Source organism: Klebsiella sp. F11, from assembly GCF_056712265.1.
Genome location: NZ_CM160060.1, coordinates 3,268,763 through 3,283,336, shown reverse-complemented (window position 1 = coordinate 3,283,336; position 14,574 = coordinate 3,268,763). Strand labels below are relative to the sequence as shown.

Genomic DNA, 14,574 nt, shown 5'->3' with positions numbered 1-14,574 from the left:
AACGTATTATACGATAATTCCTTTTGGGATAGGCTCTTAACGCTTCGCGAAATCTTCTACCTGATACTGATTGGGGATGCCGGCAGCGTATTCCGTGAGACGGTAGTGGCGGGTACCAGCGGCCAGCGCGTCTCCATGGCGATCGGCTGGCTGCGCGATAATTATCTGCAGCCGCTGAAGGTCGAAGAGCTGGCGCGGATGGCCGGCATGGGCGTTTCGACGCTGCACCACCATTTTCGCCGGATGACCTCTTTGAGCCCGCTGCAGTATCAAAAGCGGCTGCGGCTGCACGAAGCGCGCCGTCTGCTGATTGCCGAGGAGGGCGATGCTGCCGGCGTGGCAATCCGCGTAGGGTATGAGAGCGTGACGCAGTTTCATCGCGAGTATAAGCGGATGTTTAGCGTGACGCCGATCCAGGACAAAGAACGGCTGCTGAAAGGGGCCGGCTACCCGGCCTTCGGCGTGAAATAAAATCAGCCGGGTGACCGGCTGATGCGCATTCAGGCGGCGGTGAGCGACGCCATATCAATTACAAAACGATACTTCACATCGCCCCGTTCCAAGCGTTCGAACGCCTCATTGATTTGCTGCATGCTGATGGTTTCGCAGTCGGGATAGATGCCTTTGCGCGCGCAAAAATCCAGCATCTCCTGCGTTTCTGCAATCCCGCCGGACGGCGATCCGGTAATCCGTCGACGCCCCATAATCAGCGGTAGCGTACTGAACCCCTCCATATCGCCCAGCGCGCCAACGATGACCAGCGCACCTTCGACATCCAGCAGCTGCACGTAGGGAGAGACGTCGTGATGCGTCGGGATCGTATCGATAATGACGTCAAACGAAGACGCTGCCTGGCGCATGGCCTCATCCGACGTGGAGAGCAGGACATGTTCCGCGCCGAGCTTGTGCGCCTCTTCGGCCTTGCCGGCGCTGCGGGTGATCACCGTCACCTCTGCTCCGAGGCCCGCCGCCATCCGCACCGCGAGGTGGCCTAAACCGCCAATCCCCACCACGCCGACGCGCGATCCCGGCCCGACGCTCCAGGTTCGAAGAGGCGAATAGACGGTGATCCCCGCACACAGCAACGGCGCGGCCCGCGATGGATCGAGCCCCTGCGGCAGGTTGAGAACAAACTCTTCGCGTACCACGATCTGTTTTGAGTATCCGCCATAGGTGATGTCACCGGTCTGGCGGTCGCGACCGTTGTAGGTGACGGTGGGGAATTCACGGCACATCTGCTCTTCATGACGCCGGCACTGATCGCACTCCTGACAGCTATCAACGATCGTGCCTACCGCGACCATCTGACCGATGGCGTAGCGTTTCGCGTTGGCGCCGACGTCAATCACCCGACCGACGATCTCGTGACCGGGAACCAGCGGGTAAACGGTTGGCCCCCACTCCTGCCAGTCGTTACGCGCCTGATGGAGATCGCTGTGGCACACGCCGGAGTAGAGGATTTCGATCGCCACGTCGTTATCGCGCAGGGCGCGGCGTTCGAAGGCGAAAGGGACTAACGGCAAATCGGCGCTCAATGCGGCATAACCATAAGTTTTCATTGTTGCTCCAGCTGTTTGCGGGTAAGAAAGCCACACTGTAGCGGGGTGATAGCGCAAGGGGTGAGCCTGATTCTGCCTGAAAGTTGCCTGTTTCTCTGGCGAGGACCGTTCTTGTCGGGATTGAAAGCGCGGGGATCGCCTTATATCATCGGGCCGCTGCCGATAAACTTTATGCCGTCGGCAATCGCTCCCCTGCGGGCTAAAGCCGGGCATATCGCAGGACGCAACGCGCCGTGCCACAGGAAAACGCCATGACCCGTACGCATAGACTGCTTGAACTGCTTCAGATACTGCGCGAGCACCGCTACCCGCTAACCGCCTTGACCCTTAGCGAAAGATTGGGAATCAGCGTGCGTACCGTTTACCGGGATATTCAGACGCTCCAGCAGCAGGGGGTGTGTATTGAGGGCAGTTCCGGCATTGGATATGTTATTAAGTCTGACTATCATTTGCCGCCGCTGACTTTTACCCCGCAGGAAATTAACGCCCTTACGCTCGGGCTAAACTGGGTATGTCATAACACCGATGCTGATTTTAAAAAGATCGCCAAAAGCACGCTGGCTAAAATACGCGCAGTTACGCCGGATAAATTGAAAGAGCACATCGAGTATCAATCGTTGCTGACCGGGCCGGGTGAAAAAGATGCCGCTTTTTTTGCCGAGCTGCGCCATGCGATTAATAACAGAAACAAAGTTCAAATCGCGTATTGCGCTAAAAACGAGCGGCTATCCTCGAGAGTTATATGGCCAGTCGCGCTGGCTTATATGGAGGAGTGCTGGCTGCTGGCCGGATGGCGCGAGCTGCGCAAGGATTTTCGTCATTTCCGAACCGACCGGATAATGAGCATCTCGCTGCTTGCCGATAAATATAACGACAGCAGGATCGGCTTATTGAGAAAATGGCGGAAGCAAGAGGGGCTTCACCAGGATGATGAGTACTGACAAAAGCTGTCACTCCCTTTTCATATGCTTCTGTAGAGCATAAAAATCATTCTTTACAGGAGCGAACATGAGCTTTCACAACAAAGTAGCGGTAGTTACCGGCAGCACCGCCGGCATTGGGGAGGCGGTTGCAGAACAGTTACACCAGTCAGGTGCGCGGGTGGTTGTGGTTGCCCGATGCCGCGAACAGGCGGAGCACAAGGCTAAATCGCTGTCGCCAGAGGGACGGACCGCCGTGGGGATCGCGTGCGATGTTTCGCAGCCGGAGCAGGTGAGGCAGATGATTGATGAAGTCGTGGCCCGCTTTGGCCGACTTGATTATGCGGTTAATAACGCGGGTATAACCGGCGATCGTCAGAAAAATATTGCGCAGCAGACGATAGATAACTGGCAGAGGGTGATCGCGACCTCTTTGAGCAGCGTTTTTTACTGTATGAAATATGAAATTCCCCAGATAGTAAAATCCGGCGGCGGGGCGATCGTTAATTTATCCGCCGTCAATGGCCTGGTCGGTATTCCCGGACTGGCGCCTTATACAACGGCCAAACATGGCGTGATTGGCCTAACCCAAACCGCGGCGCTGGAGTTTGCGCAACAGGGGCTGCGGGTCAATGCGGTAGCGCCGGGATACGTCGGCACGCCGCGTATTAATGAGCTCCCCGCGTCCGTTCAGCGCGCGTTTGCCGACAGCCATCCGCTCAAGCGAATGGCTAAAATGCAGGAGGTGGCCGATTTTATCCTGTTCCTGCTGTCGGAAAAGGCCGGGTTTTGCAGCGGCGGCGTTTATCCCATTGATGGCGGCTACCTGGCGGAGTAAATTTCCTGCCTTAAGCGATCTTTTCTCAAAGGAGCAGGGCGGTGATTTCAAAAGATAACGCCGGGCATTACGTCTGGGGTGATAACTGCGACGGCTGGTATCTGCTAAACCGTCCGGACATGCTGGTTATTCACGAAAAGATGCCGCCAGGCACCTGCGAGAAGCGCCACTATCATTGCGTTTCCAGACAGTTTTTCTTCGTGCTTCAGGGCGTGCTTACCATGGAACTGGCGGGTGAGATGCATGAGATCTGCGCCCGGCAGGGATTAGAGATCCCTCCCGGGGCGGCGCATCAGGCCCGAAACGATAGCCTCTCTCCCGTCGAATTTATCGTTATCTCCCATCCGACGACGCGCGGAGATCGTACGGACCTTCCGCCGTCCTGACAATTCCTCCGCGCGGTTATTAACCCTGTTCCGGGCTACCGTCGAAAGGCGACGTTCTACCCGTGGCTACGCTTTTTACCGCCGGCCAGGCGCTACGGGATCATGGCGGTCGTATCCGATGCGAACTGGGCCATGGCGATGCAGGCATTTAGCCGGGGAAAACCGGGGCTGGGGTGACTCTTTGGCGGCGGTCTTGCGCTGTGGCTTTTTGGGGTTGCCGGCTCTCCGCTGTGCTTACCACTGTTTCGCTATCCAGGCAGCAAAGTCGCGCATGGCGGCAGTTTCGGGGCGAGATTGCAGCCGCGTGAGCCAGTAGCCGCCGGAACTAATCTCCGTAGGGAACGGTTGCACGATGCGCCCGCCGTTGAGCAAGTGGCTGAACATGCTGGCTGGCGCAATCGCAATGCCGGCCCCGCACTGCGCCACCTCGAGCATCGCAAGCGAGGTATCAAAAACCATCACCGGATGCGTGGGCGCCGGCGGGGTCTCTCCGGCTTTCATCATCCATGTCGCCCATTCGTCGCGGCGATAGGAGCGCAGCAATGTGTACTGAAGCACATCGGCCGGTTTGCGTAGCGCTCGCGCAATCTCCGGCGCGCAGAGCGCGGTGAGCGGCGCATCGCAAAGGAATGTGGCCGCAGTATCGTGCCAGGCGCCGTTGCCGAAACGAATGGTATAGTCCAGCCCCTCTGCCGCAGGGTCGACCCGATTATTATGCGTCGACAGATGCAGGTCGATATGCGGGCAGCAGCGGCGAAAATCCTCCAGCCGGGGCAGCAGGAATCCCACGGCGAATGTCCCCACGACGCCTGTTTTTAGTTTTTCTCGACGTTGGCGGGCGCTAAAACGATCGAGCGTATCGGCGATAATATCGAAAGAGCCGTTCAGCACCGGCAGTAAGTTTTCGCCCTCTGTCGTCAGCATCAGGCCGCGAGAAACCCGCACAAAGAGCTGACAATTAAGATGTTCTTCCAGCGAACGCACCTGCTGACTAATGGCGGAATGCGTCACGTTGAGCTCAATTGCGGCGCGAGTAAAGCTTAAGTGCCGGACGGCGGCTTCGAAAGCGCGCAGAGCGTTGAGCGGGAGGTAGCTTCTGGTCATGGGTGTATGTGTTAGAAAAACTTTAGGCAGATGCTAAGTTTAATCGTTTGTCAGAGGCTGTCAAAACCCACAGACTGAGCGCGTTTTCCGGTCCCGGATATCTCACTTACTCTATGGAAGGTTTACCCATGCAAAAAATGCTGAATGGCGTTCTGGCACTTGCCGCGCTTTCGCTCACCGCGGCAGGCATTGCTGCGCCGCAAAAGCTGACACCGCGGCAAATCTCTCAGGTGGTCGCGCAGGCTATCGAGCCTCTGCTGAAAGAGCAGGCGATCCCGGGCATGGCGGTGGCGGTAGTTTATCAGGGCCAGCCGTACTATTTCACCTGGGGCAAAGCGGACGTCGGCAACGGACGCCCGGTGACGAAGGAGACGCTATTCGAACTCGGTTCGCTTAGCAAAACCTTCACCGGCGTATTAGGCGCAGACGCCGTCGCCCGCGGTGAAATCAGGCTAAGCGACAGCGCCAGCCGCTACTGGCCAGAGCTTAACGACAAGCGGTGGCAGGGGATAACGATGCTGGAGCTGGCGACTTATACCGCAGGCGGGCTACCGCTACAGCTGCCGGAAAGCGTCACTGACGGTGCCTCGCTGCGCGATTTCTACCGGCGGTGGCAGCCGCAGTGGGCGCCGGGCAGCATGCGACTCTACGCCAACAGCAGTATCGGTCTGTTCGGGATGCTGGCGGTGAAACCTTCCGGGCTCACTTTTGCCGATGCCATGAGCCAGCGCGTATTGCAGCCGCTGAATCTCAACCACACGTGGATTAATATTCCGCCGGCGGAAGAGAAAAACTATGCCTGGGGCTACCGCAACGGCCAGCCGGTGCACGTTTCACCCGGCATGCTGGATGCCGAATCCTATGGGGTGAAATCAACGGTTACGGATATGGCCGCCTGGCTACAGGCCAATATGGCACCCCGGCATGTCGACAGCCCTGTGCTCAGAACCGGCCTCGAGATGGCGCAGGCGCGCTACTGGCGCATCGGCAATATGTATCAGGGATTGGGCTGGGAGATGCTCAACTGGCCGGTCAATGGCGCCGAAATGGCGAAAGGCGGCGATAACGCGGTGGCGCTGGCCCCGCATCCGGCAGCGGCGATAGAACCGCCGGTTCCGGCGGTCGCCGCGTCGTGGGTGCATAAAACCGGTTCTACCGGCGGGTTCGGCGCCTACGCGGCGTTTATCCCCGAGCGGCAGCTTGGCATCGTCATGTTAGCGAATAAGAGCTACCCGAACCCGGCGCGTATCGCGACCGGATACGCCATTTTAAACGCTTTACAGTAAAGATTTTCCTGATTAATTAATAAGTTGTCTGATGCCTAACAGCATGATCAGGCCACCGCAAAGCCTATCAATGACTTTTTTGGCCCGCTGATAGGCGGATGAAATACGGGATTGAGAAAGCGTCATGGCCACTGACCCGTACCACAGCGATGCAATGATGCCGACAACACCGAGCATGGCAATAAATGTGCCCGCCGAGACGTGCGCCGGCGCGGCAGTTGAGAATATGGCGGCGTAAAAAGCCATGGATTTCGGATTGCCGATATTAGTCATCACGCCCTGAGTAAAGGGCTGGCGGAAACGACCCGGTGATAGTGCATTTGCTTTCGCAGCAGGCTGGCTTCCCGCCTTAAGGATTAGCCGTAAGCCAAACCACAGCAGATATCCTGCGCCTGATATTTTTACAACCAGCGCAGCCCAGGGGAATGCGGCAAATACCAAACCGATTCCGCCGATGGCGCAACTTGCCCAGAATAGGTTGACCACTACAATACCTGCGACCAGCGCAAGGGCGTCTGAACGCGTAGACGCGACCGCTTTATGCACCACAGCGACAAAATTTGGCCCGGGTATCACCACGCCAGCGAGATAAATAAGCAGTACGGTAAGAACAGCGTGTGTATCAGTCATGGGGTTCCTTATCAATCGCTGACGTTAAAATGGTTAAACTCACCGGGCAAATAACTCGCTTCCCACTATGCCATGATTTCTCCCGTCGCTTAACGAATGACGCTATTTGGCACATAGCGGGTTAACCGCGCATATCAAAGCCCGACTTTTGAAAATCTCGATATAGCTCAGGAGTGCTAAAGGCCGGGAATTTGGCTTTCTGAGCGGCTGATTGTACCGCTTCGCAATAGGCCTTATTGCCGTTGCTGGTTGATATATTTGAAGCCGTGCCGTCGAGGGCAAATTCTATATGCAACCTGCATTTCTTTCCCTTCCAGCTTTGCGGATCGGCAAGTTTGGCATTTATTGCTGCTCTGATGGCTCGCGCTTGTGCCCCCCATTCATCGGCATCGTCCCAGCGGCCAGAGCTGCAGCTACCCGTTGCCGTAGTTTTATGGCACCCGGAAGGATGCAGCGGCGCGCACCCGGCCAGGCCTGCCACCACTACCAGCATAAAGATTTTCTTTACCATTTCACGTGCTGCCACTCCTTGCTCCCCATTTCCGTTATTGTGCTCCCGCTGGAGCCTTATGCTTTATTTCAATTATATGGATATATAGCAATAAAAGTCATAAAGCTGCTGGTTTATGCGGCAACGACCATACCAGTAAATTAACGCGGACGGCCCGCGTTTAATCACTACGGCGTTTACCAGGTCTGATATTGGCTCGGACGGGCGCGGGAAGTCAGGTGGTAAGCAGGGTGGTGAAACGGAAACGAACCGCTGAGGTGGAGAGAAAATCAGCCAGAAAATAGAATTAACTGGCTGATTTATTAACGCTAGCTGGTGGTATTGGCCCCCTGCTTGTGGAACAGCTCGCGGAATACCGGGTAGATATCTTCCTGGTCGCGGATGTGCTGCATGGCGAAGTTTTCAAAGGTCGCCTGCAGATGTTCATATTCACGCCACAGCGTCTGGTGGGCGCGACGGGTGATCTCAATGTAGCTGTAGTAACGCACCACCGGCAGGATGTTCTTCGCCAGCAGTTCGTGACACAGCGGCGAGTCGTCCGCCCAGTTATCGCCGTCCGACGCCTGCGCGGCGTAGATATTCCACTGCGCCGGGTCGTAGCGCGCTTTCACCACTTCATCCATCAGCTTCAGCGCGCTGGAGACGATCGTGCCGCCGGTTTCCTGCGAATAGAAAAACTCGTGTTCATCCACCTCTTTGGCCTGAGTATGGTGGCGGATATAGACCACCTCGACGTTTTTATAGGTCCGGCTGAGGAACAGGTACAGCAGGATGTAAAAACGTTTGGCCATATCCTTGGTGACCTGATCCATGGAGCCGGAAACGTCCATCAGGCAGAACATCACCGCCTGGCTGGAGGGTTCGGGCCGTTTTTCGTAATTTTTATAGCGCAGATCGAAGGTATCGATAAACGGCACGCGGTCAATCTTCGCCCGCAGCTCGGCTATCTCCTGGCGCAGCCGCTCCTCTTCCAGCAGCTGCACAGGCTCGCTTTTGGTAATGAGGTCCAGATCCGCTTCCAGCGCGCGCAGCTCGCGTCGCTTACCGGCGGTCATGGCGGTACGTCGCGCCAGGGAGTTTTGCAGCGAACGCACCACGCTGATGTTTGCCGGGACGCCGTTAGCGGTGAACCCCGCCCGGTGCGTCTTGAACTCGGTAAGCTGCCGCTGCTGGTTTTTCTTCAGGTTCGGCAGAGCGAGATCCTCAAACAGCAGATCGAGATACTCATCTTTGGATATCTGAAAGACAAACCCGTCCTCGCCTTCGCCGTCGGGGCTGGCCTGCCCCTGGCCGCTACCTCCGCCTCCGCCGCCGCCCTGCGGGCGCTCAATACGGTCGTTTTGCACAAAATGGTCGTTGCCGGGATGCACGCGATTGCGCAGGCCGCCGCGACCCTGATGAAACATCGGTTCGTTGATATCATCCGTTGGAATAGAGACGGATTCCCCGCTCTCAATATCGGTCACCGAGCGCTTGTTGATCGCCTCGGAGATCGACTGTTTTATCTGCGCCTTGTAGCGACGCAAAAAGCGCTGGCGATTCACCGCGCTTTTATTCTTCCCGTTCAGGCGCCGGTCTATAAACCAGGTCATATGCCCCCCGTACTGCATTTGCCAACCATACACCTCATACTTCAGGCCGCATGTGCGCTGCATACCCCGGAGTAAACCTCCGGGGTTCCCTGCAACCCGAATCGTGCCCCGCAGCGGCCGGACCTGCCGCGCGTCAGGATGATTTACGTACGCGCAAATACCATTCGCACAGCAGACGCACCTGCTTACGGGTGTAGCCTTTCTCCATCATCCGGTCGACGAAGTCATCGTGCTTTTTCTGCTCGTCGGTAGAGGTCTTGGCGTTGAACGAAATTACCGGCAGCAGCTCTTCGGTATTGGAGAACATTTTCTTCTCAATGACCGTGCGCAGTTTTTCGTAGCTGGTCCAGTTCGGATTGCGTCCGCTGTTATTTGCTCTGGCGCGCAGCACGAAGTTGACTATCTCGTTACGGAAGTCTTTCGGGTTGCTGATCCCGGCCGGTTTTTCAATTTTCTCCAGCTCCGCGTTCAGCGATTCGCGGTCGAACAGCTGGCCGGTATCCGGATCGCGGTACTCCTGATCCTGAATCCAGAAATCCGCATAGGTGACATAACGGTCAAAAATGTTCTGCCCGTATTCGGAGTAGGATTCGAGATAGGCGGTCTGGATCTCCTTACCGATAAACTCGGCATATTTCGGGATCAGATAGCCTTTGAGGAACTCCAGGTAGCGTTCCGCCAGCTCCTGCGGGAACTGTTCGCGCTCAATCTGCTGCTCGAGAACGTAGAACAGATGAACCGGGTTAGCGGCAACCTCAGTGTGATCGAAGTTAAATACCCGCGACAGTATTTTAAAGGCGAAGCGGGTGGAGAGTCCGTTCATGCCTTCGTCGACGCCGGCATAATCGCGATACTCCTGGTAGGACTTCGCTTTCGGGTCGGTATCTTTCAGGCTCTCGCCGTCATAGACGCGCATTTTGGAGTAAATGCTCGAGTTTTCCGGTTCTTTCAGACGCGACAGAATCGAGAAGCGCGACAGCGTTTCAAGGGTGCCCGGCGCGCAGGGCGCATGGGTCAGCTCGCTGTTGTTCAGCAGTTTTTCATAAATACGCATCTCTTCGGAAATGCGCAGGCAGTAAGGCACCTTGACGATATAGACGCGGTCGAGGAAGGCCTCGTTGTTTTTGTTATTACGGAAGGTCACCCACTCGGATTCGTTCGAGTGCGCGAGGATAATCCCGTTAAACGGCAGGGCGGAGATCCCTTCGGTACCGTTATAGTTGCCTTCCTGCGTGGCGGTCAGCAGCGGATGCAGCACCTTAATCGGCGCTTTGAACATCTCGACGAACTCCATAATCCCCTGGTTGGCGCGGCACAGGGCGCCGGAATAGCCGTAGGCATCCGGATCGTTCTGCGCGTAGTGCTCCAGCTTGCGAATATCAACCTTACCGACCAGGGCCGAGATATCCTGGTTGTTCTCATCGCCGGGTTCGGTTTTGGCGATGGCAACCTGCTCCAGAATCGACGGCCACACCTTGATGACGCGGAATTTGGTGATGTCGCCGCCAAACTCATGCAGGCGTTTGGCCGCCCACGGCGACATGATGGTGCCGAGGTAGCGGGTCGGTACGCCATACTCCTTCTCGAGGATCTGCGCGTCCTCCCGCGGATTAAACAGGCACAAAGGATGGTCGTTTACCGGGCTGCGCTCGCCGTTCGCGCTGAGCACGTAAATCGGTACGCGCTGCATTAATGATTTCAGGCGCTCGGCAAGGGATGATTTACCGCCGCCGACCGGTCCCAGCAGATACAGAATCTGTTTCTTCTCTTCCAGACCTTGCGCGGCATGCTTCAGGTAAGAAACGATCTGTTCAATGGCATCTTCCATGCCGTAAAACTCTTCAAATGCCGGATAGCGAGCGACGACCCGGTTTGAAAAGAGACGGGACAGCCTTGGCTCCAGGGCCGTATCGACCATTGCGGGTTCACCAATGGCCATCAGCAGCCTTTCTGCCGCGTTGGCATAAGCACTGCGATCTTGCCGGCAGATGGTAAGAAACTCCTGCAGTGTGAACTCTTCGTCCTTGGCAGCTTCATAACGCTGGCGATAGTGATCGAATATATTCATGGCATGCCGTCCTTTCGTATTTAGCACAAGTTGAGAGCGTTCATATGAATAGTGGGTGCTCCCGGAAGAGGTAAGCAGAGCGCGACGTCTACTTATTCTCCAGCAACCCTTATGCCAGGTTGTCGATGAGATCAAGATAACGTGCCCTGCAATGACGCCTTCTAAATTAAAGCGTAGATGCATTTAGAAAACTTGCATGCAGCGAAAAATCAATTTCAATGACATATCAATAACTCATCCCAAAAAGGGGGGCTTTTTAGCACGTCTTGCCGGGGGCCTTCATCCTGTTGTCATGAAGCTGAGGGTCCGGGCTCCCGTATTAACGCGAGGGTGAGTCATTTTTTGTAATGACGGGTAAAGAATTTGAGGCACGAGGCCTACGACGCTAAACTGCCTGCGCGGATTATTTGACAAACGGGAATATGGATTGTGAAGAAGATCAAATCTCTGGCACCAGGCGTGTGTCTTTTGGCCTGTGTCTCAGCAGCACACGCCGACGGGAAGTTAACGCTGGGGGCCGGCGTGGGTATCGTCGAAAGCCCGTATAAGCAATATGACGTCGACGTTTACCCGGTGCCGGCTATCAGCTACGAGAGCGATAATTTTTGGTTCCGTGGCTTAGGCGGTGGTTACTACTTATGGAATGACGAGAGCGATAAGCTGTCGGTTACCGCCTACTGGTCGCCGATGTACTTTAAGCCGGGCGATAGCGACAGCCAGCAGCTGCGCAAGCTGGATCGGCGTAAATCGACGATGATGGCCGGGCTCTCCTACGTGCACAACACCCAGTATGGCTTCCTGCGCACCACCCTCGCTGGCGACACGCTGGACAACAGCAACGGGATCACCTGGGACATGGCCTGGCTCTATCGCTATACCAACGGCAACCTGACCCTAACGCCGGGTATCGGCGTGGAGTGGAGCAGCGACAACCAGAACGAACACTACTACGGCGTCTCAAAGCATGAATCCGAGCGCAGCGGCCTGCGCAGCTACGACCCGGATAGCAGCTGGAACCCGTATCTCGAACTGTCGGCAAACTATCGCTTCCTCGGCGACTGGAGCGTTTACGGCCTGGCGCGCTACACCCGCCTGTCCGACGAAATCACCGACAGCCCGATGGTGGATAAATCCTGGAGCGGTCTGATCTCCACCGGGATCACCTACACTTTCTGATTGTGCATCTTTATAGCGATATCTGTGCATCAAAACAGGGCGTCACGCCCTGTTTTGCATTACGGTGGTGCAATAAAAGACGGGAGGCGGCAATGAAAGTAAAAACGTACCCTTTGGGCGATCGGCCGGCGGCGCCTGCCATTGGGCAGGGGAGCTGGTATATGGGGCAAAACGGCGCGCATCGTGCGCAGGAAGCGGCTGCACTGCGAGCGGGCGTTGAGCTCGGGCTGACGGTTATCGATACCGCCGAAATGTACGCCGACGGCGGGGCGGAAGAGGTGGTGGGCGAGGCGATTCGCGGCCTGCGCGACCGCGTGACGCTGGTATCCAAAGTCTATCCGTGGCACGCCGGCGGGCACAAGATGCGTGAGGCCTGCGAAGCCAGCCTGCGTCGCCTGAAGTGTGACTATCTCGATCTCTACCTGCTGCACTGGCGGGGGGATTTCCCGCTGGCCGAAACCGTCGAGGCGATGGAGGCGCTGGTAGCCCAGGGTAAAATTCGCCGCTGGGGCGTCTCCAATTTCGATACCGACGATATGCGAGAGCTGTGGCAGGTGCCCGGCGGCAGACGCTGTGCGACCAACCAGGTGCTGTACCATCTGGCCTCGCGCGGCATTGAACACGAGCTGCTGCCGTGGTGTCAGCGGCAGCAGCTGCCGGTGATGGCCTACAGCCCGCTGGCCCAGGCCGGCCGCCTGCGCGATGGTTTAATCAATCATCCGGCCCTCAACAACCTGGCGCAGGAAAAGGGCGTCACCGTCGCGCAGCTCCTGCTGGCGTGGGTCATCAGCCACCAGGGGGTGATGGCGATTCCAAAGGCGGGAAGCATCGCGCACGTTAAAGAGAACGCGGCCGCCCTCGAGGTGACGCTGGAGGAGAAAGATATCGCGGTGCTGGAAAAGGCCTTTCCGGCACCAGGGCGCAAAACGCCCTTAGACATGGTTTAAGGGAGCTGATTTTACAAAGGCATCTGCGGGTTTCGTTGATGAATATCAATGCTCAGCTGTGATTATCCTCTTAAAGATAAAAGAAAAAGGAGAATCACATGACTGAAGCTAACAAACCCCTGGACGTGAAGCTGGCCTTTCCCCTCTGGAAAGCCGCCCTGACAATTCTGTTTGGCGCACTTATCTGGTTTACCCCTCCGCCTGATGGGTTGGCCATTCACGCATGGCAAATGTTTGCTATTTTTGCCGCCACGATCTTTGCCATCATCCTGAAGGTGATGCCTATGGGGGCGGTGACGATGATTGCGCTGATCGTCTCCGCGTTTTTAGGCGTGACGCCTCTCTCGCCGGGTAAAAGCGACAAAGTCGCCGCGCTTTCCGGGTTTGCCAACGGTACGATCTGGTTGATTGGCATCGCGATGTTCATCTCCCGGGCGGTGATTAAGACCGGGCTGGGCAAGCGGGTGGCGCTGTGGTTTATTTCCAAATGCGGTTCAAGCATGCTGGGCGTAGCCTATGGTCTGGCCCTCTCTGACGTTGTCCTGGGGCCGGGCATTCCCTCGGCGTCGGCGAGGGGCGGCGGCATTATGTATCCTATTACGCAGTCCATTGCCACCGCCTACCAGTCGGAGCCAGGCGCGACGGCCAGAAAAGCCGGCGCCTTTTTAATGCTCTGCGTTTCGCAGATTGACGCCATCGTCTGTACGATGTTTTTAACGGCGATGGCGGGTAACCCGCTGATAGCCGAACTGGCGAGGAGCCAGGGCATTGAAATCACCTGGACGACCTGGTTTGTCGGCGCGATCGTGCCGGGGATCGCCTCTTTGATCCTGCTGCCGTTGGTGCTGTACGTTATTTATCCGCCGCAGCTGAAGAAAACGCCGGAAATTCCGGCGATCGCCAGAGAAGAGCTGAGCAAAATGGGGCCGATGTCGCTGGCGGAAAAAATCCTCGCGCTTGATTTTGTCCTGCTGATCTTGCTCTGGACGGTGGGCGACATTTTCTTTGCCATTCCCGCTACCCTTTCGGCGTTTATTGGGCTGATGGTGCTGCTGGTCAGCAATATCATGTCGTGGAAAAATATCATCGAAGAGAAAACGGCCTGGGATACCATGTTCTGGTTTGCCGTACTGGTGATGATGGCCAATGCGCTCAACAAGTACGGCATGATTAGCTGGATATCCGAGCGGATTGTCGGCTATGTCGGCCACTTCGCATGGATAACGGTCTTCTTACTGCTGGTGGCGGTCTATTTCTATACCCGCTATTTCTTCGCCTCGGCGATGGCGCATATTTCCGCGATGTATCTGGCGTTTCTGGCCGTTGCCGTTTCCGTCGGCGTGCCGCCGCTTTTCGCCGCCCTGGTGCTGGGCTATACCTCGAACCTGTCGATGGGGCTGACGCAGTATTCCGGTGGCCCGGGGCCCGCGCTGTTTGGTTCCGGCTATAACACCACGGGTCAGTGGTGGGGCGTCAGTTTCGTGGTGTCGATTGCGTCTATCTTCATCTGGCTGGTGCTGGGAGGGGCGTGGATGAAGCTGGTGGGGTTCTGGTAAC

Annotated in this window: 14 protein-coding genes; 8 read left to right on the top strand and 6 right to left on the bottom strand. The window is 56.7% G+C overall.

The window, feature by feature from the left end; translation table 11 throughout:
- Positions 1 to 105: 105 nt before the first annotated feature.
- Positions 106 to 471 carry a helix-turn-helix domain-containing protein gene (locus AC1M2H_RS16250; RefSeq protein WP_480148130.1) on the top strand — a complete coding sequence of 122 codons (366 nt, stop codon included), beginning with the start codon at positions 106 to 108 and terminating at the stop codon, positions 469 to 471.
- Positions 472 to 500: 29 nt separating this feature from the next.
- Here the strand turns inward: AC1M2H_RS16250 and AC1M2H_RS16245 are convergent, their stop codons facing one another.
- Positions 501 to 1,559 (bottom strand): NAD(P)-dependent alcohol dehydrogenase, encoded by a 1,059-nt coding sequence (locus AC1M2H_RS16245; protein WP_480148129.1) that lies wholly within the window; start codon positions 1,557 to 1,559, stop codon positions 501 to 503.
- Positions 1,560 to 1,810: 251 nt separating this feature from the next.
- On the opposite strand from AC1M2H_RS16245, the gene AC1M2H_RS16240 reads away from it, so the two are divergent.
- The 3 genes from AC1M2H_RS16240 (at position 1,811) to AC1M2H_RS16230 (ending at position 3,703) form a co-directional block, all read left to right on the top strand.
- Entirely contained in the window at positions 1,811 to 2,500 is a 690-nt protein-coding gene (locus AC1M2H_RS16240; RefSeq protein ID WP_480148128.1) for a helix-turn-helix transcriptional regulator, read from the top strand.
- Between the two features lie 67 nt (positions 2,501 to 2,567).
- Positions 2,568 to 3,317, top strand: coding sequence for an SDR family NAD(P)-dependent oxidoreductase (locus AC1M2H_RS16235; protein ID WP_480148127.1), 750 nt, complete (start codon positions 2,568 to 2,570; stop codon positions 3,315 to 3,317).
- 41 nt (positions 3,318 to 3,358) lie between these two features.
- Positions 3,359 to 3,703, top strand: coding sequence for a cupin domain-containing protein (locus AC1M2H_RS16230; protein ID WP_480148126.1), 345 nt, complete (start codon positions 3,359 to 3,361; stop codon positions 3,701 to 3,703).
- 234 nt (positions 3,704 to 3,937) lie between these two features.
- Here AC1M2H_RS16230 and ampR read toward each other — a convergent pair whose 3' ends face one another.
- Positions 3,938 to 4,807: a LysR family transcriptional regulator AmpR gene (ampR, locus tag AC1M2H_RS16225; RefSeq protein WP_480148125.1), complete on the bottom strand. Its 870-nt coding sequence runs from the start codon at positions 4,805 to 4,807 to the stop codon at positions 3,938 to 3,940.
- A gap of 128 nt (positions 4,808 to 4,935) precedes the next feature.
- Between ampR and ampC the strand changes: the two genes are divergently transcribed.
- Complete coding sequence (gene ampC, locus AC1M2H_RS16220; protein ID WP_480151964.1) at positions 4,936 to 6,093, top strand: class C beta-lactamase; 1,158 nt, start codon at positions 4,936 to 4,938, stop codon at positions 6,091 to 6,093.
- A gap of 12 nt (positions 6,094 to 6,105) precedes the next feature.
- Here ampC and AC1M2H_RS16215 read toward each other — a convergent pair whose 3' ends face one another.
- The 4 genes from AC1M2H_RS16215 to yeaG all read right to left on the bottom strand — a co-directional run bounded on the left by AC1M2H_RS16215 (position 6,106) and on the right by yeaG (position 10,894).
- The gene (locus tag AC1M2H_RS16215) at positions 6,106 to 6,723 is read right to left on the bottom strand and encodes a LysE family translocator (protein ID WP_480148124.1); all 618 of its coding nucleotides are present in this window, start codon (positions 6,721 to 6,723) and stop codon (positions 6,106 to 6,108) included.
- A gap of 121 nt (positions 6,724 to 6,844) precedes the next feature.
- Positions 6,845 to 7,234 (bottom strand): cell envelope integrity TolA C-terminal domain-containing protein, encoded by a 390-nt coding sequence (locus tag AC1M2H_RS16210; protein ID WP_480151963.1) that lies wholly within the window; start codon positions 7,232 to 7,234, stop codon positions 6,845 to 6,847.
- A gap of 308 nt (positions 7,235 to 7,542) precedes the next feature.
- Positions 7,543 to 8,826, bottom strand: a complete 1,284-nt coding sequence (locus AC1M2H_RS16205) for a YeaH/YhbH family protein (protein ID WP_480148123.1) — start codon at positions 8,824 to 8,826, stop codon at positions 7,543 to 7,545.
- A gap of 133 nt (positions 8,827 to 8,959) precedes the next feature.
- Positions 8,960 to 10,894 carry a protein kinase YeaG gene (yeaG, locus tag AC1M2H_RS16200; RefSeq protein ID WP_426815004.1) on the bottom strand — a complete coding sequence of 645 codons (1,935 nt, stop codon included), beginning with the start codon at positions 10,892 to 10,894 and terminating at the stop codon, positions 8,960 to 8,962.
- Between the two features lie 429 nt (positions 10,895 to 11,323).
- On the opposite strand from yeaG, the gene AC1M2H_RS16195 reads away from it, so the two are divergent.
- From AC1M2H_RS16195 to AC1M2H_RS16185, 3 genes are all read left to right on the top strand, one after another.
- Positions 11,324 to 12,070, top strand: coding sequence for a MipA/OmpV family protein (locus tag AC1M2H_RS16195; protein WP_480148122.1), 747 nt, complete (start codon positions 11,324 to 11,326; stop codon positions 12,068 to 12,070).
- 92 nt (positions 12,071 to 12,162) lie between these two features.
- The gene (locus AC1M2H_RS16190) at positions 12,163 to 13,017 is read left to right on the top strand and encodes an aldo/keto reductase (protein WP_480148121.1); all 855 of its coding nucleotides are present in this window, start codon (positions 12,163 to 12,165) and stop codon (positions 13,015 to 13,017) included.
- A 98-nt stretch (positions 13,018 to 13,115) separates the two neighbouring features.
- Positions 13,116 to 14,573, top strand: a complete 1,458-nt coding sequence (locus tag AC1M2H_RS16185) for a DASS family sodium-coupled anion symporter (protein WP_480148120.1) — start codon at positions 13,116 to 13,118, stop codon at positions 14,571 to 14,573.
- Position 14,574 lies beyond the last annotated feature (1 nt).